This is a genomic window from Mycetohabitans endofungorum, from assembly GCF_002927045.1.
In the GTDB taxonomy this organism is placed as follows: Bacteria; Pseudomonadota; Gammaproteobacteria; order Burkholderiales; family Burkholderiaceae; genus Mycetohabitans; species Mycetohabitans endofungorum.
This window is the reverse complement of the sequence record NZ_PRDW01000003.1, coordinates 192,510-217,145: the sequence shown is the minus strand read 5'-3', so window position 1 is coordinate 217,145 and position 24,636 is coordinate 192,510. Positions and strand designations below refer to the sequence as shown.

23 protein-coding genes and 1 riboswitch are annotated in these 24,636 nt (G+C 63.0%); of the genes, 6 read left to right on the top strand and 17 right to left on the bottom strand.

The window, feature by feature from the left end; genetic code table 11:
• Positions 1-24: 24 nt before the first annotated feature.
• From B0O95_RS04365 to B0O95_RS04320, 10 genes are all read right to left on the bottom strand, one after another.
• The gene (locus tag B0O95_RS04365) at positions 25-915 is read right to left on the bottom strand and encodes an HlyC/CorC family transporter (protein WP_104076793.1); all 891 of its coding nucleotides are present in this window, start codon (positions 913-915) and stop codon (positions 25-27) included.
• A gap of 52 nt (positions 916-967) precedes the next feature.
• Positions 968-1,759, bottom strand: coding sequence for a gamma-glutamylcyclotransferase (locus tag B0O95_RS04360; RefSeq protein WP_233203106.1), 792 nt, complete (start codon positions 1,757-1,759; stop codon positions 968-970).
• Between the two features lie 23 nt (positions 1,760-1,782).
• Positions 1,783-2,256 (bottom strand): rRNA maturation RNase YbeY, encoded by a 474-nt coding sequence (gene ybeY, locus B0O95_RS04355; protein WP_104076792.1) that lies wholly within the window; start codon positions 2,254-2,256, stop codon positions 1,783-1,785.
• Complete coding sequence (locus tag B0O95_RS04350) at positions 2,253-3,401, bottom strand: PhoH family protein (RefSeq protein ID WP_104076791.1); 1,149 nt, start codon at positions 3,399-3,401, stop codon at positions 2,253-2,255. The genes ybeY and B0O95_RS04350 overlap by 4 nt, the downstream gene beginning before the upstream one ends.
• Before the next feature lie 22 nt (positions 3,402-3,423).
• Positions 3,424-4,785: a tRNA (N6-isopentenyl adenosine(37)-C2)-methylthiotransferase MiaB gene (miaB, locus tag B0O95_RS04345; RefSeq protein ID WP_104076790.1), complete on the bottom strand. Its 1,362-nt coding sequence runs from the start codon at positions 4,783-4,785 to the stop codon at positions 3,424-3,426.
• Positions 4,786-4,913: 128 nt separating this feature from the next.
• Entirely contained in the window at positions 4,914-5,657 is a 744-nt protein-coding gene (ribB, locus tag B0O95_RS04340) for a 3,4-dihydroxy-2-butanone-4-phosphate synthase (protein ID WP_233203105.1), read from the bottom strand.
• A 128-nt stretch (positions 5,658-5,785) separates the two neighbouring features.
• Positions 5,786-5,960: riboswitch (FMN riboswitch) on the bottom strand.
• 228 nt (positions 5,961-6,188) lie between these two features.
• The gene (gene glpK / locus B0O95_RS04335) at positions 6,189-7,691 is read right to left on the bottom strand and encodes a glycerol kinase GlpK (protein WP_104076788.1); all 1,503 of its coding nucleotides are present in this window, start codon (positions 7,689-7,691) and stop codon (positions 6,189-6,191) included.
• A gap of 55 nt (positions 7,692-7,746) precedes the next feature.
• Entirely contained in the window at positions 7,747-9,306 is a 1,560-nt protein-coding gene (gene glpD, locus B0O95_RS04330; RefSeq protein WP_104076787.1) for a glycerol-3-phosphate dehydrogenase, read from the bottom strand.
• A 460-nt stretch (positions 9,307-9,766) separates the two neighbouring features.
• Complete coding sequence (locus tag B0O95_RS04325; RefSeq protein ID WP_104076786.1) at positions 9,767-9,964, bottom strand: hypothetical protein; 198 nt, start codon at positions 9,962-9,964, stop codon at positions 9,767-9,769.
• Between the two features lie 263 nt (positions 9,965-10,227).
• On the bottom strand, positions 10,228-11,007 hold the full coding sequence (locus B0O95_RS04320; RefSeq protein ID WP_104076785.1) for a DeoR/GlpR family DNA-binding transcription regulator: 780 nt from the start codon (positions 11,005-11,007) through the stop codon (positions 10,228-10,230).
• A 263-nt stretch (positions 11,008-11,270) separates the two neighbouring features.
• Between B0O95_RS04320 and B0O95_RS04315 the strand changes: the two genes are divergently transcribed.
• Both B0O95_RS04315 and B0O95_RS04310 read left to right on the top strand, forming a co-directional pair.
• Positions 11,271-12,098, top strand: a complete 828-nt coding sequence (locus tag B0O95_RS04315) for a ferritin-like domain-containing protein (protein ID WP_104076784.1) — start codon at positions 11,271-11,273, stop codon at positions 12,096-12,098.
• Positions 12,099-12,180: 82 nt separating this feature from the next.
• The gene (locus B0O95_RS04310; RefSeq protein ID WP_104076783.1) at positions 12,181-12,678 is read left to right on the top strand and encodes a hypothetical protein; all 498 of its coding nucleotides are present in this window, start codon (positions 12,181-12,183) and stop codon (positions 12,676-12,678) included.
• On the opposite strand, the gene B0O95_RS04305 is transcribed toward B0O95_RS04310, so the two are convergent.
• The 3 genes from B0O95_RS04305 to B0O95_RS04295 all read right to left on the bottom strand — a co-directional run bounded on the left by B0O95_RS04305 (position 12,675) and on the right by B0O95_RS04295 (position 16,534).
• Positions 12,675-14,294, bottom strand: coding sequence for a DEAD/DEAH box helicase (locus tag B0O95_RS04305; RefSeq protein ID WP_104076782.1), 1,620 nt, complete (start codon positions 14,292-14,294; stop codon positions 12,675-12,677). The two genes, B0O95_RS04310 and B0O95_RS04305, sit on opposite strands and share 4 nt — an antisense overlap.
• A gap of 189 nt (positions 14,295-14,483) precedes the next feature.
• Complete coding sequence (locus tag B0O95_RS04300) at positions 14,484-15,782, bottom strand: c-type cytochrome (protein WP_104076781.1); 1,299 nt, start codon at positions 15,780-15,782, stop codon at positions 14,484-14,486.
• 20 nt (positions 15,783-15,802) lie between these two features.
• The gene (locus B0O95_RS04295) at positions 15,803-16,534 is read right to left on the bottom strand and encodes a c-type cytochrome (RefSeq protein WP_104076780.1); all 732 of its coding nucleotides are present in this window, start codon (positions 16,532-16,534) and stop codon (positions 15,803-15,805) included.
• A gap of 382 nt (positions 16,535-16,916) precedes the next feature.
• Between B0O95_RS04295 and B0O95_RS04285 the strand changes: the two genes are divergently transcribed.
• Positions 16,917-18,323 (top strand): F-box protein, encoded by a 1,407-nt coding sequence (locus B0O95_RS04285; protein WP_104076778.1) that lies wholly within the window; start codon positions 16,917-16,919, stop codon positions 18,321-18,323.
• A gap of 128 nt (positions 18,324-18,451) precedes the next feature.
• Here B0O95_RS04285 and B0O95_RS04280 read toward each other — a convergent pair whose 3' ends face one another.
• From B0O95_RS04280 to B0O95_RS04270, 3 genes are all read right to left on the bottom strand, one after another.
• Entirely contained in the window at positions 18,452-19,120 is a 669-nt protein-coding gene (locus B0O95_RS04280) for a phosphoribosyltransferase (protein WP_104076777.1), read from the bottom strand.
• Positions 19,121-19,178: 58 nt separating this feature from the next.
• Positions 19,179-19,361, bottom strand: a complete 183-nt coding sequence (locus B0O95_RS04275) for a hypothetical protein (protein WP_104076776.1) — start codon at positions 19,359-19,361, stop codon at positions 19,179-19,181.
• A gap of 97 nt (positions 19,362-19,458) precedes the next feature.
• Positions 19,459-20,328 carry a manganese catalase family protein gene (locus B0O95_RS04270; RefSeq protein ID WP_104076873.1) on the bottom strand — a complete coding sequence of 290 codons (870 nt, stop codon included), beginning with the start codon at positions 20,326-20,328 and terminating at the stop codon, positions 19,459-19,461.
• Between the two features lie 320 nt (positions 20,329-20,648).
• On the opposite strand from B0O95_RS04270, the gene B0O95_RS04265 reads away from it, so the two are divergent.
• From B0O95_RS04265 to B0O95_RS04255, 3 genes are all read left to right on the top strand, one after another.
• The gene (locus B0O95_RS04265) at positions 20,649-20,903 is read left to right on the top strand and encodes a DUF6566 family protein (protein WP_104076872.1); all 255 of its coding nucleotides are present in this window, start codon (positions 20,649-20,651) and stop codon (positions 20,901-20,903) included.
• A 439-nt stretch (positions 20,904-21,342) separates the two neighbouring features.
• Entirely contained in the window at positions 21,343-21,546 is a 204-nt protein-coding gene (locus B0O95_RS04260; RefSeq protein WP_232509368.1) for a DUF6723 family protein, read from the top strand.
• Positions 21,547-21,639: 93 nt separating this feature from the next.
• Positions 21,640-22,905 carry an Nramp family divalent metal transporter gene (locus tag B0O95_RS04255; protein WP_233203104.1) on the top strand — a complete coding sequence of 422 codons (1,266 nt, stop codon included), beginning with the start codon at positions 21,640-21,642 and terminating at the stop codon, positions 22,903-22,905.
• A 397-nt stretch (positions 22,906-23,302) separates the two neighbouring features.
• Here the strand turns inward: B0O95_RS04255 and ydiK are convergent, their stop codons facing one another.
• Entirely contained in the window at positions 23,303-24,394 is a 1,092-nt protein-coding gene (gene ydiK / locus B0O95_RS04250; protein WP_104076773.1) for an AI-2E family transporter YdiK, read from the bottom strand.
• Positions 24,395-24,636: the final 242 nt, after the last annotated feature.

The window sequence follows — 24,636 nt, the reverse complement described above, 5'->3', positions numbered from 1 at the left end:
ACGTGCGTGGGCGCTACCCTGGATTCAATGATCATCGCGGTCGCGGGGCGCGAGCGCGTCGGCTGGCACGTGCTTGGCAAGCAGCATATGGACCTGTCGCGCGTCGCTGCGCAGAATCTCGAACACGAAATCATCGATGCGCACCTTTTCGCCACGGTGCGGCACGCGGCCGAAGCGGTGTGTGACCAAGCCACCGATCGTGTCGACCTCATCATCGCAGTAGCGCGTGCCGAACGTCTCATTGAACTGCTCGATCTCGGTCAGCGCACGTACCCGGTAGCGGCCGTCCGGCGTCGCGATGATGTTGCCTTCCTCTTCGTCGAAGTCATATTCGTCCTCGATGTCACCGACGATCTGCTCGAGCACGTCCTCGATGGTGATCAATCCGGCGACACCGCCGTATTCATCGACGACGATCGCAATATGGTTGTGGTTCGCGCGAAAGTCGTGCAACAGCACGTTCAGGCGCTTCGATTCGGGAATGAACACGGCGGGGCGCAACATGCCGCGCACGTCGAATTCCTCTTCTGCGTAGTAGCGCAGCAGATCCTTCGCGAGCAGGATGCCGATCACGTTGTCGCGGTTGCCGTCGTACACCGGGTAGCGCGAGTGCGCCTTCTCCAGCACGAATGGAATGAACTGATCGGGGCTGTCGGCGATATTGATCGCATCCATCTGCGCCCGGGGCACCATGACGTCGCGTGCACACAGGTCAGCGACCTGGAATACGCCCTCGATCATCGACAGCGAGTCGGCGTCGATTAGGTTGCGTGCGTGCGCGTCCTGCAGAATTTCGAGCAACTCCGCACGGGATTCCGGCTCGGGCGAGATGAGATCGGTCAAGCGCTCCAGCAGCGAGCGCGGTTTGTCTGGATGTTTCGAGTGACTTTTCCGACTGGGATACGGGTCGTTCATTTTCAAGCGTCCCGCGAGACCGGACGCGCGATGGAGGTAATCAAAGGATACACTAACCGGAATGGGCGTCTGTGACACCGCGCACGATGGCGGTTGTTGCTGGCCGGACGCCCTCGCCCGAGCATCGCGCAAGCATTTTCTCGAGCGCGACATCGGGGATGCCGTTCGCCCGCAGCGCCTCGACGGTGCGCGCGACGTAGTCGCGGGTGGTGCCGTAGCGGCCGCTTGCTCGGGCGAGCACGATACGCATGACGTCGTCCGACACGCGACCGGCATAGGTTGCCGCTTCGCGACGCATTACGAATGCCAGCGCGCGTACATCGCGCCCATCATCGAGTATGCAGCGCAGCCACGCGGGACGGTACGAGCCCATCGGCATTTCACGCCGCCACAGCACCTGCAGGTGCTGCATCGCATTGCGTCCATCGAGCCGGAACGCAATGCCCGGGCAGCAGCCGCCACGGTCCAGCGCGAGCACCAGGCCGGGCAGTTCGGGGGTGCCACGGTTTACCTGCGACCATAGGTACAGGCCCCGGTGATAGCCCATCACGCGTGCCCGGCACGATTCGACTGTCGGCAGGCCGGGATTCCAAATCAACGATCCATAGCCGAACAGCCACAAGTCGCTCGCGCGGTCCCAATGTGCGAGCGTGTGCTCGATCGATGCTGCCAGTTCCGTGTCCGTCCACAACCGTGCGTTGCCGATCGTGGGCGGATAACCCGGTACCGCCCCGGGCGGCACGGCGCCAGTGCGCCCGGCCGGCGTGCGCGGGCCCGGCGGCGCCGACGTATCGTGCCTGCGTTCGTCAGGTTCCGCGTAGTCGCCACGTTCGTCTTGCATCATCCTCGGGGTAGGCTTGAGCTTGCTCAGCCCTGTTGCACGTACGGGTCTGGATAACCGAGCCGCGCCAGAATATCGGTTTCAATCGACTCCATCTCCCGCGCCTGCTCGTCATCCTCGTGATCGTAACCCTGCGCGTGCAGCACGCCGTGCACGATCAGGTGCGCGTAGTGTGCGTCCAGCGGCTTATGCTGCTCGCGCGCCTCGCATTCAACCACCGGGCAACAGAGCACCAGGTCGCCGCTGACCGGCTCATGGTCCGATTCTCCGTACGCGAACGTGAGCACGTTCGTGGCATAGTCCTTGCCGCGGTAGCTGCGGTTCAGCGCACGGCCTTCCTGCTCGTCGACGAAACGGATTGTCAACTCAGCGTGTGCGAACAGCGCGGCGCGGATCCAGCCGGCAATTTTGGCGCGCGGCAACAACGCCTTGTGGGCGGCGAACGCCTTGGCCGGGAACTGCACGCTGAGCGTGAGCTTCGGGGCACGGGGCGCGTTCATACCGGATGCGCGCCGTCCGGATGGCGCTTCGCGTGGGCATCATAGGCCTCGACGATGCGTGCGACCAGCGGATGCCGCACCACGTCGGCACTGGTGAAATGCGTCAGTGCGATGCCGCGCACATTGTGCAGCACCTGTTGTGCTTCCACCAGTCCGCTCTTGTTGCCCCGCGGCAGGTCGATCTGCGTGGTGTCGCCGGTGATCACCGCCTTGGACCCGAAGCCGATGCGCGTAAGGAACATCTTCATCTGCTCGGGCGTGGTGTTCTGTGCCTCGTCCAGGATGATGAACGCGTGATTCAGCGTGCGCCCACGCATGTACGCGAGCGGCGCGATCTCAATCATCTGGCGCTCAAACATCTTGGCCGTCTTATCAAAGCCGAGCAGGTCGTACAGCGCGTCGTACAACGGGCGCAAGTACGGGTCGACCTTTTGTGCGAGGTCGCCGGGCAGGAAGCCGAGCCGCTCGCCGGCCTCGACCGCCGGACGCGTCAACACGATCCGCTTGACCTGGTCTCGTTCCAGCGCGTCGACTGCGCAGGCGACCGCCAGGTACGTCTTACCGGTGCCGGCCGGTCCGACCCCGAACGTCACATCGTGCTGCAGGATCTGCTTCAGGTAATCGCGCTGCGCCGGCGTGCGTCCGCGCAGGTCGGTGCGTCGCGTGTACAGCGTCGGTCCGCGTTCATCGTCGGGCAGGTCGGCGTCGGCCGGCCCGTCGAACGGATGGTCGGGATCGCCGCGCAGGCGCAACGGCGCTGCCTCGCCCAGCGTCGCGTCGGCGCGCGCAGCCGGCTGCGGGCCGGCGCCTTCGGCATCCGCCGCGTGGGCGCTGCCGCGGCTGGCGGCGCGGCCCGGGGCGCGTGCCGGGTGCTCGGCACTGTAGCGCGCCTCGACCAGCGCGAGCTGGATATCGTCGACGGACAGCGGATCGCGCGCGAGATTGTAGAAGTTCTCCAGCGCGGTCAGCGCGACTTTTGCGGCGCGGCCGCGAACCGTGATCCGGTGGCCGCGGCGCAACAGTGTCACGTCGAGCGCCTGCTCGATCTGGCGCAGGTTTTCGTCGAGCGGACCGCACAGGTTCGCCAGACGCGTGTTGTCGTCGCGAGGCGCGGTGAATTCGAGCGTGGGCAGGGTTGTCTTCAAGATGCGTTATGTTGGGCGCCGGTCAATGCGTGCTTGCCGGCGTCAGCGCGAGTTCCCCGCGCAGTGAATGCGGATAGGCGTGGACGATCTCGACATCGACCATCTGGCCGAGCAGACGAGCGTGCGAAGCCTGCGGCGCCGGGAAGTTCACCACGCGATTGTTTTCGGTGCGTCCGGCCAACTCATTCGGATCTTTGCGGGCCGAGCGCTCGACCAAGATGCGCTGCACGGTGCCGACCATCGATTCGCTGATCTTCGCCGCGTGCGCTTCGAGCGCGGCCTGCAATTGCTGAAGCCGCGCAAGCTTCACGTCGCACGGCGTGTCATCATGCAGGTTCGCGGCCGGCGTGCCTGGGCGCGGACTGAAAATAAACGAAAAGCTGGTGTCATATTGCACCTCGTCGATCAGCTTCATTGTCTTGGCATGGTCGTCGTCGGTTTCGCCGGGGAACCCGACGATAAAGTCGGTCGATAATGAGAGCTGCGGCCGGATCGCGCGCAGCCGCCGCACGATCGACTTGTACTCGAGCACCGTATAGCCGCGCTTCATCGCCATCAGGATCCGGTCCGATCCGTGCTGTACCGGCAGATGCAGGTGGCTCACCAGCTTGGGCACGCTTTCGTACGTATCGATCAGCCGTTGCGAGAATTCCTTCGGGTGCGACGTCGTGTAGCGGATCCGCTCGATCCCCGGAATCTCCGCGACGTACTCGATCAGCGTCGAGAAATCCGCGATCTCGGCAGCGCCGGCGCTGATCGCGCCTCGATATGCGTTCACGTTCTGCCCGAGCAGCGTGACCTCGCGCACGCCCTGATCCGCCAGGCCAGCCACTTCGGTCAGCACGTCGTCCAGCGGGCGGGATACCTCTTCGCCGCGCGTGTACGGCACGACGCAATAGCTACAGTACTTGCTGCAGCCTTCCATGATCGATACGAACGCGGTGGGGCCTTCGACGCGCGGTGGCGGTAGGTTGTCGAATTTTTCGATTTCAGGGAACGAGATGTCGACTTGCGCGTGGCCGCTCGCACGCCGTGCATCGATCATCGCAGGCAGCCGATGCAGCGTCTGCGGGCCGAACACGAGATCGACGTAGGGCGCGCGTGCGACGATCGCCGCGCCTTCCTGGCTGGCAACGCAGCCGCCGACGCCGATCAGCAGGTCGGGACGCGCCTGTTTGAGTTCGCGCACCCGGCCCAGGTCGGAAAAGACCTTTTCCTGCGCCTTCTCACGAATCGAGCAGGTGTTGAACAGGATGACGTCCGCGTCTTCCGGGGAGTCGGTTTTGACAAGACCTTCAGCCGCCCCAAGCACGTCGACCATCTTGTCGGAATCGTACTCGTTCATTTGGCAGCCGAAAGTCTTTACATAGACTTTTTTGGACATAGTGTCGCCGTCGCAGTCGTTTATCTGGGGGCGGGGGAGAAGGTGGAATTATACGCCGAGCCGGTTCGCCGCGCCGCACATGCTGACCGCGCGGATACGTGCGCCGGCGCGGCGCCCGGTCGTGCCGGTTAGTAGGCGCTCAAGTCGAGCGCCGCGGGCGCTGGGATCGACGCGTCGGTGCCTGGCCGCTCCAGTGCGCGCCGGAAATCGACCAACTCCTCGATTGTCAGTATCGGCAGCCGATGCTGTGCCGCGAAACGCCCGACATCGCCACCGCGCGTCATCGTGCCGTCTGGATTCATCAGTTCGCACAGCACGCCGGCCGGCTTCAGCCCGGCGAGCCAGCATAAGTCGACCGTTCCTTCGGTGTGGCCGCGGCGTGTGAGCACGCCGCCGGGTTGCGCGCGCAACGGAAACACGTGCCCCGGGCGAACGATGTCGGTCGGCTTGGCTTGGTCCGCGATGGCCGCGCGAATCGTGGTTAGCCGGTCGGCCGCCGAGACGCCAGTGGTTACGCCGTCACGTGCCTCGATCGACACGGTGAACGCGGTGCCGTGGCGGCTCTGGTTGGCCGGCACCATCTGCGGCAGCGCAAGCTGGCGAATCTTCGCATCCGGCAGACACAAACACACGATGCCGCTGCATTCGCGGATCAACAGCGCCATCGTCTCGATCGTGAGCTTTTCGGCCGCAACGATCAGGTCGGCTTCGTTCTCGCGATCGAAGTCGTCCTGCAGCACGACGGGACGCCCGTCGCGCATTGCCTGCAACGCGGCAGCGATGCGCGGCGGGATCGCATGCGGATCGGCGTGATAACGGGGATACAGAACCGAGCCTGTCGGCGGCTCGAACAACGGTGTGGATTTCGACATGAAACGCTCCTCGCAAGGTTTGGCGAAAAACGTTTCAGGGCAACGGCTGGCAAGAGACAACCGAAGACAGACACGGGCAGCCGCCCGCACGGCGAACCGGCCGTGTGTGCGCTGTCGGCGTCGTGTCCTCACATCTTCTCTCATCCGGACTATGACCGTCGGCTCTGGCATCGCACCAGATCTGCTGACCCGACGCGGCGTGTGCACGACGCATCGGCGCTCGCGGGCTCGTCGCGCGCCGGTCTAAGGACCGGTGCGCGGCATACCGCCGGTGGGGACTTTCACCCCGCCCTGAAGACGCATTGACGTGCCACCGCGCGTCGGTTCGATGACGCACGAGCGGCATCCGGAAGCATACAACAACACGCGGCGTTGTGCTGCGTGCGCGAGCCACGCGGCCAACGCGTGCTATTTAGCACAGCTGCATCGGCGACAACAGGAATGGTGATGGACAGCATGGACCTCAAGGTATTGAAAACCAGCGCGCGTTGGCTTGCGCAAGGCCAGCGGGAGTTGCCGACACAGTGCGGTTCATGACGCTGCATCGGCCCACGCCTTCGCGGCCCGAATCGCGCGATGCCACGCCGCCAGCCCGCGTTCGACGTCCTCGGCGCGTGCATGGCGCACGAAACGCCGGTCCATGTGCCATTGCTGCCGCAGCTCGGCAATATCGTTCCAGTAGCCGACCGCGAGTCCGGCCAGATAGGCAGCGCCCAACGCGGTCGTTTCCTGGATTTGAGGCCGGACCACGTCCACGCCGAGCAGGTCGGCTTGGATCTGCATTAGCAGGTCGTTTTCCACCGCGCCCCCGTCCACGCGAAGCTCGCCGATGCGCAGTCCGGCGTCTGCTTCCATCGCGCGGACCACGTCGATCGACTGGTACGCGATCGCCTCAAGGGCCGCCCGGGCAAGATGGCCGGCCTGCGTGCCGCGCGTGATACCGAACACGGCGCCCCGTGCGTTGGCGTTCCAGTGTGGTGCGCCCAGTCCCGCGAAAGCGGGCACGATGGTCACGCCGTCCGTATGCTCGACCGAGCGCGCCAGCGCTTCGATGTCCCGTGCGTGCCGGATGATGCCCAGTTCATCGCGCAGCCATTGCACAAGCGCCCCGGCGATGAAAATGCTCCCTTCTAGCGCGTACGTTACCTGATTGCCGATCTGCCATGCGATCGTGGTCACGAGGTTGTTGCGCGATTCGATCGGCTGCTCGCCCGTGTTCATCACCAGAAAGCAGCCGGTGCCGTAGGTGTTCTTGACCATGCCGGCGCCCGTGCACATCTGGCCGAACAGCGCGGCATGCTGATCGCCGGCCACGCCGGCGAGCGGAATGGTTGCGTTAAACAGGCTCGTCTGTGTGTCGGCGTAGACTTGTGAGGACTGGCGTACCTCGGGCAGCATCGAGCGCGGGATGTCGAACAGCGCGAGCAGCGCATCGTCCCACTGCAACGTATGGATATTGAACAGCATCGTGCGTGACGCGTTGGTCGCGTCCGTCACGTGCAACCGGCGTCCGCTCAGGTTCCATATCAGCCAGCTGTCGACGGTGCCGAAGGCGAGCTTGCCCTGCGCCGCCTTGGCGCGCGCGCCATCGACGTGGTCCAGGATCCAGCGGATCTTGGTGGCGGAAAAATAAGCATCGATCGGCAGCCCGGTCTTCTCGCGTACTGTCGTTTCCAGGCCGCGCGCCTTCAACTCGTTGCATAAGCCGGCGGTGCGGCGGTCCTGCCACACGATCGCGTTGTGGACCGGCTCGCCGGTATCGCGGTCCCAGACGATCGTGGTCTCGCGTTGATTCGTGATGCCGATCGCAGCGATCGACGCAGTACTGACCCCAGACTGGACCACGGCTTCAGCGGCGACGCCGGCCTGGGTCGACCACATTTCGCGCGGATCGTGCTCGACCCAGCCTGGATGCGGATAGATTTGGCGGAATTCCTTCTGCGACACCGACACGACGCGTCCGCTGTGGTCGAACACGATCGCGCGCGAGCTTGTGGTGCCCTGGTCAAGTGCAAGAATGTAGCGGTCGGTCATTGGGGCCTCCTTAATCATTCTCTATCTTGTCCGCGGCGCCAGGTCGCCGGCTAGGTCACACGTGAATCGCGCGGTCGAGGCGCGGATTGGGTTCGGCAGTAGCATGCGCATCGCCGCCGCCCCGCTCGAACCAAGCCTGCACGCTGGCCACCGCCTGGGCGTCCAGTCGCAGGCCGATCTTGGAGCGACGCCACAGCACATCGTCCGCACTGTACGCCCATTCCTCGTCGCGCAAGTAGCGCAATTCGGCTTCGTATAAACCAGGTGCAATCTCCGCGCCCAGATCGGACAGTCCTTTTGCGCCGCGCAGCAACCGCTCGACGCGCGTGCCATATGCGTGCACGTAGCGCAATGCAAGCGTGTCGGGCAGCCACCGATGACGCGCTGCGAATTGCTCGGCGAACGCCGCAAAGTTTGAGCCGGCAATATCGCCGCCGGGCAGTGGCGCATCATGGGTCCAGGCCGGTTGTGTGATCGCCAGCGGCCCGCTGAGGCGGTCCAGCGCTTCTTCGGCGAGCTTGCGGAACGTCGTGATCTTGCCGCCGAACACCGACAGGATCGGCGCCTGCCCGGGGGGCATGTCCAGGTCCAAGCGGTAGTCGCGGGTGACCGCCGACGCAGCGGCGCTCTCGTCGTTCTCCAGCAGCGGGCGTACACCAGCGTACGTCCATACCACGTCGGCACGCGCGATAGAGCGCTTGAAATAGCGGTTCACCGATTCGCACAGGTACGCAACTTCGCTCTCGTCGATCTGCACGCGCGAGGCGTCGTCATGGTATTCGACGTCGGTCGTGCCGATCAGCGTGAAGTCTTTTTGATAGGGAATCGCGAAGATGATGCGCTTGTCGGGGTTCTGGAAGATATACGCGAAATCATGATCGAACAACTTGCGTGTGACGATGTGACTGCCCTTGACGAGTCGGACGCGATGCTGCGCGCCCAGTTTCAACGTGTCGGTCAGTAACTCGCCAACCCACGGACCAGCGGCATTGGCGATGGCGCGCGCGCGGACCTGTTGCAGCCGTCCGTCGCGTGAGCACAGTTGCGCGTCCCACAATGAGCCGCTACGCTGCGCGCTCACTAGCCTCGTGCGCGTCAAGATCGTCGCGCCGCGAAGCTGCGCGTCGAGCGCGTTGAGCACGACCAATCGCGCATCGTCGACCCAGCCATCCGAATAGACAAAGCCGCGCGTGATCGAGTCCACCAGCGGCGCGCCGCCCGGATGGGTGCGCAAGTCGATGCCTTCTGAGCCAGGCAGCATCTCGCGCCGGGCGAGGTGGTCGTATAGGAACAGCCCGGCGCGGATCAGCCATGCCGGGCGCAGGTGCGGCATATGCGGCATTACGAAACGCAACGGGCGAATGATGTGCGGCGCGGCGCGCAGCAGGACTTCGCGTTCCTGCAGTGCTTTTCTAACCAGCCCGAACTCGTAGTATTCGAGATAGCGCAGTCCGCCATGGATCAGCTTCGTGCTGGCCGAGGACGTGTGCGCCGCGAGATCGTCTTGCTCGCACAGCAGCACCTTCAGCCCGCGGCCAGTCGCGTCTCGCGCAATGCCCGCGCCATTGATGCCGCCGCCGACGACCAGTAGATCGTAGTGATCCGTTTTCTCCACCTTATCCCTCCGAATGCCACGGCGCCGCTGCGCGGTTCCGCGGTGCGCCCTTGTCTATGCGCGATTAGCAACATTAAATGTTCGTAAACGAAAATTTAGCGAACAAATTCAAAAATATCAAGGTATTCAAATAAATGCCGGAAGGACGGGAGCCGGAGCAACGGAAGAGACGTCGGCGCACATGCCCCGCAGCCGGGTGATGTACGGCGTTGGGAGGAGCTCGGTCGTTGAGTGATGCGAGCCGCTGGGGTGGCGAGGTGGATATCGCCGGCATGATGCCCCGGTGGCTGTGACTACGGTCCTCGGCGCCCGGCACGCGCCGCCGCTGCACGCGACGGGCGCTTGATCGGCGAGCGGATTCCATGGCAAGGGCATGCTCCAGCATGGCACCCAGCTGGCCGCCATCCCTGCCACGGGCGCGGCGTCTATCGGTTCAGTGGTGTTGCAGGGGCAAAGCAGCTTACGAGTAGCGCTTGACCGCGCGCAGCGCGGTATCGCCCGTCTCGGTCACGCGAAGCCGTTGCCGGCCGGTCGCCAATTTTTCCAGCTCAACCATTTGGCGATTGAGAAGTGCGCCCAACTCTTCTCGGTTCATGTCGACCTGATTCGGCGCGTCCTTCACTAGTAAAAGCGTGGCGAATTCATGCGGACTCAGCATCGTTGTTCTCCAGAGGACCGGCTCAGCGGTCATTGCGAACCCTTCGGCAGCAGGTGCCGAATCGGCTGATAGGCCCGGGCGGGCAGGCTCCTGGCGCTCGCGGTGTGCGGGGCGGCCACGCGCACCATGAACCCCGGGAACTTGCATTCTAGTCGAGCATCGCAGCGTTGCAACTTGCGGCGCAACATCGAAAGTGATTGACAAGCAGACCGGGCGACGGCGGTTATGCGATCGCGAAATGCTTGTGGCGCGTGTCGCCAGATTCAACTGGCGACGTGAACGTCGGTGCCTGCCGCCAGAATCACCTCTGCCATCTCACTGGGTGCCGGCGCGTCGGTGAATAGCGCGTCGACCTGGTTCAAATGGCCAAGGCGCACCAGCGCGGGGCGCCCGAACTTCGAATGGTCCGCCACCAGGAACACCCTGCGTGCATGCTCGATAATGGCCTCTGCCACCCTAACCTCGCGCGTATCGAAGTCGCGCAGCGTGCCGTCCAATTCGATGCTCGAAATGCCGATCAGTGCATAGTCGACCTTGAACTGGCGAATGAAATTGATCGCCATCTCGCCGACCACGCCCTGATCCCACGGGCGGACGATGCCACCGGTGACGAGCACTTCGCATTCGGCATAGTCGCTCATGACCGCCGCGACGTTCAGGTTGTTGGTGATCACGCGCAGGCCGCGATGGCGATTTAGCGCACGTGCTACTTCCTCGGTCGTCGTGCCCAGATTGATGAACAGCGACGCCTGGTCTGGAATATGGCTGGCAGCGAGTGCGGCGATGCGCCGCTTCTCCTCCTGGAACATGCGTTGGCGTGCGGTATACGACACGTTTTCCGAGCTGGTGGGCAACGTGACTCCGCCATGGTAGCGGCGCAGCAAATTCACTTCGGCGAGCCAGTTCACGTCGCGCCGGATCGTCTGCGGCGTGACGTGAAAGCGTGCAGCAAGGTTCTCGACAGTGACGAAGCCTTCCTGCTGAACGCAATTGAGCAATTCCTGCTGGCGTGCATTCAACGTGATGCGCGGGTCTCGGGTCATGTTCTTGTCAGCATGTTCGCGAAGCGGTCCGGGTCCGCGTATTGTAAAGGCCCGCACACGATGTACAGCGAAGGTTCTTTTTTACACGGGATATCGGAACTGCCCGGGCGAATGCCCGGTCTGTTCCAGATCAGCAGAGTCGGACGCGGCACGTTAAACTGCGACCGATACCACGTAGTTCATGCAGAAGTCGCGAACCGATACCCGGATCAAGCAATGCGAGCAGGGCGCAGGCGTGCCGGGCGCAGGCTTCGGAGGAAAAAATGCAAACCGACACTCAAACTGTGTTGCCGTGGCGTATCGAGGATATCGATTTGTCGCGGATTGATCGTTCGCGTGCCGCTGTGAACGAGGATTTGCTGCTGCTGTTATGCGCGGCGTCGTTTATTGAAAGCGGCTCAGATTTGTATACCAGTAACCTCAGCGCGTTCTTCGATGGTGATCCGGAAGTGTCTGGATGGCTAAACCAGCATTGGGAACACGAGGAGTTGCAGCACGGCCGCGCGCTGAAGGCCTATATCAATTATGTTTGGCCAGAGTTCGATTGGGACCTGGCATTCGAGCATTTTTTTGACGAGTACTCGAAAACGTGCTCGCTGGAAGAGTTCGAAAAGACCCGGGCGCTGGAAATGGTCGCACGCTGTGTGGTGGAGACCGGTACGGCCACGTTATATCGCGCGATCAACGAGTGCTCGGATGAGCCGGTGCTCAAGGAGATCACCGACAACATTCGTAGCGACGAGGTGCGGCATTACAAGTACTTCTTCAGGTTTTTCAAGAAGTACAACCAGATTGAGGGCAATGGCCGCCTTGCGGTGCTGGGTGCGCTGATGCGCCGCGTGATGGAAATCAAGAACGAGGACTCGGAGATCGCGCTGCGACATGTGTTCGCGGTCAGATATCCTGCGCAGGTTCGCAACAGCGCCTATATGCGGGAAAAGGCGGCGCGCGTAAACGCACTGGTGCGCAGGCACCTGTCGGCCGACATGTGCGTGAAGATGCTGCTCAAGCCGCTCGATCTGCCTGCGAAGATCCAACCTGGCGTGCACTATCCGCTGGCCAAGATCACGCAGCACGTATTCTTTCGCTAGCTAGTACGGTACGGTGGCGCTCAGTCGACGATCACGGACGGCCCGCTCTACGCGGGCCGTCGTTCATGACTCGGAGAAGACGATGACGGATCGGCAGACCGCGCTGATACGGGGCACATTCGATAAATGGCCCGATGGGCTGCGCGCCTGGTTCGATGGCACACATCTGCATGACAAGGCGTCGTTTGCGGCCTCATTGATCGCCGTTGATCCGCTCGGCTGGCCTTGCACGTCGCTGCTCAGCGTGGGTGAAATCGTCGTGCCTGATTCCCACGGCGCGCGGTTCGCACTATGGCCGCATTCCCGCGCCGCGCAGGCTCTTGCCGCCGGCGGCAACGCACTGCTTGAGTTCGTTTTCGAGCATGCGTGGTATCAGGTGCGCCTGGGCGTGAGCGCGCCGCGCCGGCGGGACACGATGACGCTGACCGTGTTCGACGCCGTGCTGGAGGCGGGACAATGGCAGCGCGTTGACTATGCGCAGCTCGTGGCCGGCGTGACGTTCGAGCTGCTCGAGCCCGCGCGCGCTGCCGTGCTTGCGCGTTGGGACGCGCAAATCCGAGCGATGTTCGCGCACAACTAGCGCGACGAGCCCTTGGTGCCACCGCCGAGCAGCGCGCCCGGGCCGCCGTTGCGCCGTTGCGCCGATCTTGGCGAGGATTCGGATGCGCGCGGCTGCCGCGCGTCGCGGTCCTGTGCTTGCGCTAATCGTTTGTTACGGCCATCGTGCGACGGGGGCGTGGCCGCTTCGCGATGCCGCCCCGGCGCGGTCTGGGGCACCGCGCCGCCGCGCTTGCCCGCCGGTGCGGCGCCCGGCTTCGCAGCGTGTGGCGACGGGGATTTGCCCGCCTGTGCGGGCCGCGTGTTGGCGGCTGTCCCCGCCGGCGACCTGGCGGCTGCTCCTGATTTGGTCGCTGACCCTGTGCGGGGTTTGGCCGCTGTCCCCGCCGGTGGTTTCCCCGCTTGACCCGCTTGTGGCTTGGTGCCGACGCGGCGGGGCTCGCGTGGCCCCGCGCCGCGCGCCGGCTGGCTGCGCCGCTGGATCGGCTCCGGCTTCGCATTGGGATCCGGCTCGAAGCCGGCAATGATCTCGCGCGGCAGCGTGCGCTTGATCAGGCGTTCGATGTCCGTCAGCAATTGATGCTCGTCAACGCAGACCAGCGAGACGGCCTCGCCCGTCGCGCCCGCGCGGCCGGTGCGGCCGATACGGTGCACGTAGTCTTCCGGAACATTCGGCAAATCGAAATTCACCACGTGTGGCAATTGGTCGATGTCGATGCCGCGCGCTGCGATGTCGGTGGCGACCAACACTTGCAGCGTGCCGTCCTTGAACTCTGACAATGCCCGGGTCCGGGCCGCCTGACTTTTGTTGCCGTGGATAGCTAGGGCGCTGATGCCGTCCTTTGTCAACTGTTCGGCGAGCCGGTTCGCGCCGTGCTTGGTGCGCGTGAACACGAGCACTTGGAACCAGTTGTGTTCCTTGATCAAGTGCGTGAGTAGCTCGCGCTTGCGGTCGCGATCGACCGGATAGATCGTTTGGGTGACCGTTTCGGCGGTGGTATTGCGACGGGCCACTTCGATTAGCGCTGGCGAATCGAGCAGGTTGTCCGCGAGCGCCTTGATCTCGTCGGAGAACGTCGCCGAAAACAGCAGATTCTGGCGCTGCGAAGGCAGATGCTTGAGCACTCGCTTGATGTCGTGGATGAAGCCCATGTCCAGCATCCGGTCGGCCTCGTCGAGCACCAGGATCTGCAGGCTGCTGAGGTCGATCGTGCGCTGCTGAATGTGGTCTAGCAATCGTCCAGGCGTGGCCACCACGATATCGACGCCGCGCCGCAGCGCGTCGATTTGCGGGTTGATGCCGACGCCGCCGAACATGACCGTCGAACGCAGCTTCAGGTACTTGCCGTATTCGCGCACGCTTTGCTCGACTTGCGCGGCCAGTTCGCGTGTCGGCGTCAGGATCAGTGCGCGAACCGGCACTTTGCCCGATGCCACGCGCGTACGGGATAGTCTTTCCAGAATCGGCAGCGTGAAGCCGGCAGTCTTGCCGGTGCCGGTTTGTGCGCCGGCCAGCAGGTCGCCGCCGCCGAGCACGGCCGGAATGGCTTGCCGCTGGATCGGTGTCGGCGTCGTGTAGCCGAGTTCGTTGACGGCGCGAACCAGAGGTTCGGACAAGCCGAGAGAATCAAATGACATATTGGATGGTGTTGTCACCGGTCCGGCGCGCAACGCGCATCAGTCGCGAACCGGTGCAGTGAAAGCTTGAAGGCGCGAGGGCAGGCCGACTGTCGCGATGCCCCGCGTAAGTACAACAGCGTGATAACAAAGACAAAGGGCGCGGCCCGTGGTTCCGGCCGCGCCCCGTGACTGGAGATTCGCGTGGGATCAGTCGAGCGGCGCGGAGCGCAGTTCGTTGACCTGCTGCGGCGACACTGGCGTGCCCTTATTGCCCCATGCCATGCGCAGGTACGTGACCACTGCGGCGACTTCCTGGTCCGACATCGAGTGCGCGAACGGCGGCATGCCGTACGGTTCAGGATTGGCGTGCGTGCTCGGCGGATAGCCGCCATTAAGCACCATGCGGATCGGATTCACTGCCGACTGCATCTGCACCGACTGGTTATTCGCAAGCGGCGGGAAGTGCGGCGGATAGCCGAGACCATTTTCCGCATGGCACTTCGCGCATTGATCATTGTAGATCTTCTTGCCTTGCTCGAACAGTTCCTTGCCGAACGCGGCAGATGTTTCCAACTGTATCGTCTCCGGCGCTTCCTTCTTCTGCGGAATCGTCTTCAGGTATGTCGACATTGCCCGGATGTCTTCGTCAGTCATGTATTGCAGGCTGTTGTGGACAACTTCGGACATGGGCCCGAACACCGCACCGCGTTGCGACACGCCAGTCTTCAACAGATCCGAGATGTCTTTCAGATCCCAGTCACCCAGTCCTGCTTCCTTGCTCGATGTGAGCGACGGTGCATACCAATTCTGCAGCGGGATCAGGCCACCGGCAAATGCCGCCGACTGATTTGAGCCACCCAGCGCGTTGATTGACGTGTGGCACATGCCGCAGTGGCCAAGGCCTTCAACTAAGTAGGCGCCACGGTTCCACTCAACTGACTTGGTCGGATCCGGCTTGTATTCGCCTTCGCGGAAGAACAGCGTACGCCAACCGATCAGCATGTTGCGCTGATTGAATGGGAAGCGTAGCTCGTGCTCGCGGCTCGGTTGCGCAACTGGCGTCACTGAGCGCAAATATGCGTAGATTGCGTCCGAGTCGGCGCGCGTGACCTTCGTATAGCTTGTGAACGGAAAACCCGGATACAGTAATTCGCCGTTCTTGCCACGACCAGTGTGCATCGCGCGGTAGAAGTCGTCCGAACTCCACTTGCCGATGCCGTACTGCTCGTCCGGTGTGATGTTCGGCGTGTACATCGTGCCGAATGGCGTGGCCATCGGCAGACCACCGGCGAAGGGCTTGCCGCCACGTACCGTGTGGCATGCGACGCAGTCGCCGGCGCGCGCTAAGTATTCGCCTTTTTTGATCAGCGCGGCCTGGTCGGCCGGGCTCGCGGCCATCGCGCTGCCGCCGTGGATATTGTCGCTACCGGACCACAGCACCGGCACCAGTGCCGCAGCCGCTACCATGATGACGGCCGACAGCGCGAAAAGAGTCTTGCGTTTCATCTCGATGTGTCTCCTGTCGCTTACTGCGGCTCGCTGCCGCATTGCAGCGGCATCTTCAACGAGCGGGCCGGCGTCGGCACCGGATTGGCCGGCGCGGGTTGCGTGGAGAGCCAGTTGGCGACTGCGGCGATGTCGTCGTCGCTGAGCCGTGTTGCGACCGTGTGCATGCAGTCCGGTGCCTTCGCGCGGCGCACGCCCGAGCGCCATGCGCCGAGCTGCGCGCTGATGTAGTCGGCATGGAGTCCGACCAGGCCCGGGATCGCCGGCTCCATGCCGGTCAGGGTCTGGCCGTGGCATGCGACGCACGCCGGCACGTTCTTTGCTTGATTGCCGTTTAGCGCGATCTGCTTGCCGCGCGCCAGTGTTGATGCCGATACGGTCGGCTGCGACGGCGCCGGGTACGGCGGCCGTTGTTTCGAGTAGTACTCGGCGATCTTGCGCAGGTAATCGTCGGAAAGGTACGTGACCAGATAGTTCATCGGCGGGTACTTGCGGTGTCCGTCGCGGAAATTGACCAACTGGTTGTACAGATATTCAGCGGGCTTGCCTGCAAGACGCGGGAAGTAATCGTTGTTGGTGCCCTGACCATGGTCGCCGTGGCACGCGGCGCACGCGGCGACGCGGGCTTCCATCGAGTTCAGGGGCGGCAGGTTTGCTTGCTCTTTGGCAGCGCTGGCGAAGCCTGCGCTGGCAGCCAGAAGTGCAGCCAGCAGCGGGCGCAAGAGGCGTCTAGAAGACACGCGTAACTCCATCGATAACGGGGACCGCATTTGGTAACGCAGGTAGTTTTGGCGAAGGCTTGGCGCGCCTTCCGGCTCGCGGCGCCGATGGCGGCGGCGAAGGTGCTGCAACGCAGCAGGTTATTCTATCACCGAACAGTCATATTCGCCATTTGTTTGGACGTCGCGATGGGTAGGGCGATTCGGCCATCAGACCGACGTTGCGACGATTTGTCACGTATTTTCGTGCGCGTTGTGGGACTTTTCGACATCAGACCAAAACCTATTCGTAGCCGCTTGCCGCTATCTCCGACGAGGTGGTTTGCGTTAGCTTATGCGCCAATGACCCAATGGGGCGACGCCACGCAGCCGCCGATGGCCGTGTTACTTTACGAAAAATTTTTCCGGTGAGCTCATGGATTTCGATTTGATCCACGCGTGCAGTGCGGTTGTCACCCATTGCGTGCAACAACAGCAGGTTAGCGTTGCGGGTGCTGCGCCGCCGGGTGTAACAGGGGGCAGCGCGCTTGCCGCACTGTTGGCCGGCCAACGCGCGGCACAACAGCCGGCTGGCTCCGCAGCGAGGCGCACGACGACGCTCCAAGATCTGCCGCCTGAGATCATTCGGCAGATCGCAACACACACGTCGTTCGACGACATTGGCAACTTGTCCTCGACGACGCGGCGCAACTATCACGCGCTGTGGGACGTGCGACACAGTTGGCTTTGTTGTCAACGTGCTGATAATGTCCGTCGGCTCGATTCGCGCCGCACGCAGGAACTGCTGGATGAAATTGAACGGATCGACGGCGAACCGATGTTGTGGGCTGCGCCGCTCGAGGCGCTGTGGCCTCGAATACCGGAATTGCCCCGGCAATACCGAGCGCAAGCATACAAGCGGATCTTCGATATGGCAGGCCGGGTGCCGACGCATGCGAGCTTGCCGATACGCAAAGGTATGATTGGCACAATATCGGGATTGCCAGCCGAGGACCAGCTGCCAATGTACGACTTCGTCCATGTGGCCATCGAAAAGAGTGGTGCTGGGCATGACCAGTTGTGGTCCTCGCTTGCATGGTTGCTCAGATGCTTGCCGCTGGATCCGCCGCGCTTCGAGCGCGAATACTCGGCTTTCGTTGGCAGGCTTGCCTCGTTGGACGTGCTTGCGCAGTCGGAGTTGATCGCGCAACTGGTGACGCTGCTGCCTGGATTCTGCGAAGATGACCCGGATGAATCAGCCACGCTGGCCAAATACCACCGGCTCATGCAAGATTGGGTTCAGCGATTGCCCCGCTCTTATCAAGGGGCGCCAATTGGCGCACTGGCCCATATGATATGGTTGCTGCCGGCGCAACAAATGCCGGCGCATTATGTGCAGCTGCGTAGCCTAACAGAGGCATTGCCGGACGATCAGCTCGGCCCTGTGCTTCGGCGCCTGCCGACTGCGTTGGTGCTGCTGCCACAGCAATACCATGCAGCCGAATTCGCGTTGCTAGAGCCTCTTGTCAGTCGCGTGCGGCCCGATCATCGTGAGGCAGTCGCACTGGGATTGCTTGAGAGCACCATCGGATTGATTGACGCGACGCTGTCCAGGCGGGTGTGGCGCAATGCGTTGCAGTTGCTCGACGGCTGCGACGACACCTGTCTGTTTAATGTGGTCGACGAATTGGCGTACCAGCAATTGGTACCGCTGCTTTCCATGCAGCAATGGGAGGACGCAAAGAGCGAACTTCTGGCGTTCATCGAGCGTAACCCGCTTAGCGACGCAGCTCGCACGAAGCTGCTCGACTTCGTCAGCATGACAGGACCAGAGGATGAATGATTAGCTTTCAGCGGCGCTGCCATCCGCGTGCCGCCACCTCGGTTGGCGCCAGCGCGGTGACCGACATGCGGCTCGGTTGCGCACTGACGTTTTGGCGGCTGCGTCCAGGCCCGCATGGCTGACGCCACTCAGGCGCACGCATCGCGCGCCTGCGTCATCAATTCGATGACTTCGGCGTCAGTGGTTTGCGTGAAATCGACGTAATACAGACTTACGGCGCCGAACGAATCGAGCGGTGCGATGCATACAGCGTCATCCGCCAGCGTCGCAATCGAATTCCAGACGTCGCGTGGAGCGACCGGTGCTGCCGCGACTAGGCGTGCAGCACCCAACTTGCGCAACGCGAGTAGCGCCGCCTTCATCGTGCTTCCGGTGGCCACGCCATCGTCGACGACGATAACCGTACGGTGCGGGGCCGCAACAGGCCCCATACCGCCCCGATATAATGCACGGCGTCGTTCCAGTTCCTGCCATTGGCGGTGTTGTTCACCGCGCAAGTAGTCATCGCTGGGACGCAACATGGAAATGATGTCATCATTCCAGACCACCTGCGGCGGTTTCCCATCAATGATGGAGCCGAGCGCAAGTTCAGGCTGCTGCGGCGCGCCAAGCTTGCGTACCAGTAGCACATCGAGCGTGCCGCCAAGGGCGCAGGCCACCTCGTATGCGACTGGTACACCGCCGCGTGGTAGGCCAACGACGAGCGGCGCAGCACCACGATAACGCGCAAGGGCATAACCTAGCACAACGCCTGCCGCACGGCGATTGTCGAAAGGTAAAGGTGGCGGGAACTGCATGAGCGCTGTTTCCCGTGTTGTCAGCTCAGGCGGCAGCTTTGCGACTTCGGGCCACTCTTTACTGTTTTTCGCCGCGCTCGCTCGAATCGACCTCGGATAGATCGTCTTCGCGTACTTGCGTCTCGCGCACGGTCGTACCTTGATCGTCGGTTTCAGACACGTCCGTGGTAAATGTGTCATTGTTTGGCGTACCTTGCTCAGGACTGTGTTGTGGGTCGTTTGAAGTAGCGTGGTTTGCCATTTCGATACTCCTGTTGGGTTAATGTCTGCATCGGTAGCGAGCAAGTTATGTTCCGTGCGTCGTACCAACACAACTTGCCCATGCTGTGAATCGTGCGCTACGGTTTTTTCATGCCCAGTTCCGCACCGGTCCCGGGATCCACAGACGGATCCGATTTCAATCGCTGCCTCATCGCGTTCAGCGCGGCGTCCTCGTCTGGCTGAAGGGTGACGGTGGCGCTGCCGTCGCCGCCATCGACCGCGGGGGGCGGGTCTTGCACGAGCTTCAAGTCGCCGCCTTCATTCCACGGGCCATGTTCCGGCGGCGCGCCCTTGGACATCTTGAAATAACTGCTCGCATATTCTGGCTCGGGCGGCAGCTTGCCCGGCGGGAAATTTGAAGCAATCGAATAAAGCGCTTTTTCGAATGATTTTTGGTGAGAGATCTCGCGGGTCATTAAAAAGCCGAGCGCGTCTCGCACGCCGGGATCGTCGGTGACATTGATCAGCCGCTCATAGATGATCTTGGCCCTGGCCTCGGCGGCGATATTCGAGCGCAGGTCGGCGGTTGGCTCGCCGATCGTATCGATGTACGCGGCGCTCCACGGCACACCGGCCGAATTCGTCAGCGGCGTGCCGGCGCCGTACAGCACTTGTGTCACATGGCTGTCATTGCCAGCGCCATTCAGTTTGCGATAAAGCTCGGCCTGCTCATCGACCGCCTCGGCCAACTCGCCCTTCGCTCCGCGGTTAAGCATCGCGACGATGGACCCGATGATCTCCAGATGACTGAGTTCTTCCGTTGCGATATCGAACAGCATGTCCTTGCGGCCGGGGTCTTCCTCGCTGATGGCCTGCGTGAAGTAACGCATTGCTGCGGCCAGTTCGCCTTGTGGGCCGCCGAACTGCTCCAGCAACAGATTAGCCAGGCCAGGGTCCGTGCCATTGACCCGTACGGTGTACTGCAATCGTTTGTTGTGGACGAACATGAAGCCTCCTGTGACGTGAAAGGTGTCGCGGTGCTCGCCAAGGCCGTACGCGTAGCGTCGGCCGCCGATTTGTTTGCGCAACGCACGTTCCCGCCAATGCAATGCGCAATCGCGTCGTGGCACGAGCATTGCAACAGCGGCGTCGAGCGCGTGCTCCGATAGGAAGACTGTTCGGTGCACGCCGTGCGATCGCAAGGCATTCACGCATAGCCGGAACGGCTCGATCCGTTCGTTGAAAAAAGGTCGGATCCGGCGCAAGCGTGTGACAGATACCGCAGTGGAGGCAACCCGAAGGCAACGTAGATCGACGGAGGATGGTGATGAACAGCTTATCCGGCGCCAGTGATCAGGGCGCCACGATACTCGACTACCTGGACCACCATGTCACGGTGACGGCGCAGCGCAACGCGCGGGGCGCATGGGTGTCGCAGGTCCAGATCACGCGCGATGGCAACCCAGTGCAGTTCGACATGCCGCAAGAGGCGACGCCGGAATGGCTTACCGCTGACGAAGCCATGCGCGCCGGACTGGAACGGGCGCGCTTGTTGATCGAAAGGCGGCGGGGCGCCGGTTGACGAAGGGCCACGCGGCACCAAGCACCAGATTCCTGCTGCCTGTTGTACGCGGATGCCGGTGCAGGGTGTGTCGGTGGCGCGTTCGCGCATTAGCGGTGCTGTTCGTACCCGCGGGTATCGCGTATCAAACGTATCGCGGACAGAGCGTACCGCGGGCTGAACGTATCGTGTGTGCCAGCGCGGCCAGCCTGCGTTCGCACCAGCTTGCAAATTGATGTGACTCGCAGCCGGGAACGGACCATGCTGACGGCTAACGGTGCCGTCCGGTAGTTGAAGCCGGCGCCGTGTTTCGAACAAAGCACGGCGGCAGCCGGCACGGGGCACGACATGGCGTTGGCGTGTGGAACCGAGTCGACAGGAGAGGACCGTGCAGTACAACACACCCCGAGCCGGGGGGCAGGAGCCCGGCGCCGAGGAGCCCTGGAGCGAAGGATTCAAGGTGCTCGTCACCGCCAAGCCCGGTGTGGACGGCCGTTTTATCGGTATGCTGAAGGTTGTGCGACAGGCCGATCGCCGCGTGATCTTCCCATTTCCGGGCGCCCCCGAGATTGGCCCGTTTGACACCATTGAGCAGGCGCGCGCGGCGGCGCTCGAATACGGCCGCAAAGTCGTGGCCGACGACCGCCGCAATCCAGAACGGTGACGCCGCGGCTGCGGCGTTGCCGGAGGGCGTCGCACGCGCCGGCGCCGATGCATTCAATACGACGAAGATGTGCAGACGGGGATGTGCAAATTCATGGCGATTTCCAGCGAGCAAACCGCGCAACAAGTCAGACAGGTACTAGACGGCCGCCGACGCGGCGTGCGCATCCTGCTGCCGTTGGCCGGACCGGCCGTCGTAGTGTCCGTCGCGTACATAGATCCGGGCAACTTCGCGACCAATATCCAGGCTGGCGCTGGATATGGCTATCAGTTGCTGTGGGTGGTGCTGTTCGCCAGCCTCGTTGCGATGCTCTTCCAGGGCCTGTCGGCGCGGCTCGGCATCGTGACCGGATGCAACCTGGCCCAGTTGTGCCGAGCGCGTCTGCCCAAGCCGGTGACCTTGTCGATGTGGGTGGCTAGCGAATTCGCGGCAATGGCCACGGACCTAGCCGAGTTCATCGGCGGGGCCATCGGCGTGGCGTTGCTGTTTCACATTCCGTTGCTCGCCGCCATGGTGATTGTCGGCGTGCTTACGTACCTGATGCTGATGTTCCAGCGGCACGGCTTTCGACCGCTGGAACTGGCGATCGGCGCCCTAGTTGGTATCATCGCATTGGCCTACGTCGCGCAGCTGTTCATCGTGCCAATCGATTGGCGCGCAGTCGGGCACGGCGCGCTTCATCCGTCGATACCGGACCACCCGGCATTGACCATTGCGGTCGGCATCGTCGGCGCGACGGTCATGCCGCATGCGCTCTTCCTGCATTCAGGACTGACCGGCGAGCGCATCGTCGCGCGAAGCGACGCGGACCGTCGCACGCTGCTGCGCTACAACCGGATCGAAGTGCTCGTCGCGCTGAGCGTGGCAGGGCTGGTCAACATGGCCATGGTGGTGATGGCCGCCGGCGCATTTCATCCCGACCATGCGCATGTTGCCGAGATCGACCAGGCGTACCGGACGTTGACGCCGTTGTTCGGGGCCGCGGCCTCGGCGCTGTTCATTGTGTCCCTGATCGCGTCGGGCTTGTCTAGCTCGGTGGTTGGCACGATGGCGGGACAGATGATCATGCAGGGCTTCGTCGGTTTCCGCATTCCCGTCATCGTGCGCCGCTTGGTGACGATGCTGCCTGCGTTCGTCGTGGTCGCCGCCGGTGTCGATGCGACCCGCGCCTTGATCATCAGCCAGGTGGTATTGAGTCTCACGGTGCCGGTGCCGATGATTGCGCTGGTTTGGTTGTGTCGCCATCGCGACGTGATGGGTGGCTATCGGCTCGGTCCGTGGCTTGCCGTATTATCGATGGTGGCCGCAGTGCTGGTGGTTGGCCTAAACGTCGCATTGATCGTCGATACACTGCGCTAGCAGCCCGATTGCGTCTCAACAATGCGACGTGAAAACTTGTCGTCGCACGTGCGGCGGGCTTAGGTGGCCTCGTTGTCGTAAATCGCGAAAGTGGCGGCGTTATGACATTGGGAGCTGTGCAGTTTTGCGGTGGCCAAGGAGGCGGACCGATCAACGGGCGTCGTTGAGTCTCGGCAGCCAAAGCGCCAGCTATGTCTGCGGCTTGATGGCCAGCGTTAGCCTGACCACGGTCAGCACTGGCCAGAAGTCACGCGTTGTCGCCGCCGCAGGCAACTATCAGCGTGGAGCCCGCGAATGCGATGCCCAGCGCAAGGCAAGCGTCGGCGCGCCGACGAGCCCGTTGCTCGTCGTGCGGTGCTAGGTTGAACGCCGGCGCGGGGCGTCCGCGTCGTTACGGCTACGCCCGTTCTTGGCGAGTGGGGCGGGATACGGCTTTGGCCTGCTCGTCGATCCATGCGTGCATCAGCTTGTAGGTGACGGCCAAAATGACCGGCCCAATGAACAGTCCGACGATGCCGAATGCAAACAGTCCACCGAGTACGCCGGCCAACACCAATAGCATCGGCAGGTCCACGCCGCGCTGGATCAGCGGCGGACGTATGACATTGTCGAGACTAGAAACGACGAACGCCCAGATGAGCATGGCGACCCCGGCAATAGTCGCGTCCTGATAGAACAACCAGATTGCCGCGCCAATTAACGGCAGCAGCGGACCGATCTGCGCCAGGCAGAAGATGAGGGTGATCGCGCATACCATGCCCGCGCCGGGTATCCCAGCGGCGAGTAGCCCCAGCCCGGCCAGCGCCGATTGCACGGCCGCGGTTACGACGATGCCCAGCGCGACGGCGCGGATGGCCTGGCCGGCCAGGCGCACCGCGGCCGTACCGCGCTCATCGGCAAGGCGATAAGCAAAGCGCCGCACGGCCCCTGCTGCCGCTTCGCCATGCATGTACAACACCCCGCATAGGATTAGCGTCAACAGCAGATGCACGAGTACGCCACCGACCGCGGTCGCGCGCGACACCATCCATTTCGCGCCGGTATCGGCGTAGGGGGCAACGAATTCCAGCAGGCCGTCGACGCCGGCGTGGGTGAGCCGCTGCCATGCCGAGGTGATGCGCTCGCCGACCAGCGGCACCTCGTGCAACCAAGCCGGCGGCGGCGCGGGCCGGTAGTTCGGCAGGGCACGGGCGTGTTGCAGGATCGTATCGGCGTGGGCCGCGATGGCCACCACCGCGCCATACAGTGGCAACGCGATGACGATCAACAAGCCGGCCAGCATCAACGCAGTCGCTCGGCCGCGTCGTCCGCCGAGCCGCTCCTGTGCGCCGCGCATCATCGGCCACGTTGCCACGACGATCATCGTGGCCCAAATCAGCGCGGGTAGGAACGGGCTCATGATATACAGGCTGCCCCCGATCAGCAGCGACAAAATAAAAATGATTAGCAAAGCCCGCGCGATATCTGTTTGCGCTTGTGAATGGTTCATACCGTCGATACCTCCAGCGTGATTGATGTGCCGCGCGCGGCGCGGCGTGCATGGGGAAGCAAGGAGCGTTCCCGACTCACGTGCGCATGTTCCGCACGATGGCGAAAAAGCATGAGCTTATGGTCGGCGCGCAGCACGCAGTCTACGCGTTTCTCTACCAAGTCCACCGCGCGGTCCACCATGTCCAGCTCGATGTAGTTCGGCGGTATTGCGCCGCTGGATAGATTCAGTCACAGCGGGCC

Coding starts and splice junctions, on each gene's coding strand:
- B0O95_RS04365 (WP_104076793.1), bottom strand. CDS start 915: ATGAACGACCCGTATCCCAGTCGGAAAAGTCACTCGAAACATCCAGAC.
- B0O95_RS04360 (WP_233203106.1), bottom strand. CDS start 1,759: ATGATGCAAGACGAACGTGGCGACTACGCGGAACCTGACGAACGCAGG.
- ybeY (WP_104076792.1), bottom strand. CDS start 2,256: ATGAACGCGCCCCGTGCCCCGAAGCTCACGCTCAGCGTGCAGTTCCCG.
- miaB (WP_104076790.1), bottom strand. CDS start 4,785: ATGTCCAAAAAAGTCTATGTAAAGACTTTCGGCTGCCAAATGAACGAG.
- ribB (WP_233203105.1), bottom strand. CDS start 5,657: ATGTCGAAATCCACACCGTTGTTCGAGCCGCCGACAGGCTCGGTTCTG.
- glpK (WP_104076788.1), bottom strand. CDS start 7,691: ATGACCGACCGCTACATTCTTGCACTTGACCAGGGCACCACAAGCTCG.
- B0O95_RS04325 (WP_104076786.1), bottom strand. CDS start 9,964: ATGCTGAGTCCGCATGAATTCGCCACGCTTTTACTAGTGAAGGACGCG.
- B0O95_RS04320 (WP_104076785.1), bottom strand. CDS start 11,007: ATGACCCGAGACCCGCGCATCACGTTGAATGCACGCCAGCAGGAATTG.
- B0O95_RS04315 (WP_104076784.1), top strand. CDS start 11,271: ATGCAAACCGACACTCAAACTGTGTTGCCGTGGCGTATCGAGGATATC.
- B0O95_RS04310 (WP_104076783.1), top strand. CDS start 12,181: ATGACGGATCGGCAGACCGCGCTGATACGGGGCACATTCGATAAATGG.
- B0O95_RS04305 (WP_104076782.1), bottom strand. CDS start 14,294: ATGTCATTTGATTCTCTCGGCTTGTCCGAACCTCTGGTTCGCGCCGTC.
- B0O95_RS04300 (WP_104076781.1), bottom strand. CDS start 15,782: ATGAAACGCAAGACTCTTTTCGCGCTGTCGGCCGTCATCATGGTAGCG.
- B0O95_RS04295 (WP_104076780.1), bottom strand. CDS start 16,534: ATGGAGTTACGCGTGTCTTCTAGACGCCTCTTGCGCCCGCTGCTGGCT.
- B0O95_RS04285 (WP_104076778.1), top strand. CDS start 16,917: ATGGATTTCGATTTGATCCACGCGTGCAGTGCGGTTGTCACCCATTGC.
- B0O95_RS04280 (WP_104076777.1), bottom strand. CDS start 19,120: ATGCAGTTCCCGCCACCTTTACCTTTCGACAATCGCCGTGCGGCAGGC.
- B0O95_RS04275 (WP_104076776.1), bottom strand. CDS start 19,361: ATGGCAAACCACGCTACTTCAAACGACCCACAACACAGTCCTGAGCAA.
- B0O95_RS04270 (WP_104076873.1), bottom strand. CDS start 20,328: ATGTTCGTCCACAACAAACGATTGCAGTACACCGTACGGGTCAATGGC.
- B0O95_RS04265 (WP_104076872.1), top strand. CDS start 20,649: ATGAACAGCTTATCCGGCGCCAGTGATCAGGGCGCCACGATACTCGAC.
- B0O95_RS04255 (WP_233203104.1), top strand. CDS start 21,640: ATGGCGATTTCCAGCGAGCAAACCGCGCAACAAGTCAGACAGGTACTA.
- ydiK (WP_104076773.1), bottom strand. CDS start 24,394: ATGAACCATTCACAAGCGCAAACAGATATCGCGCGGGCTTTGCTAATC.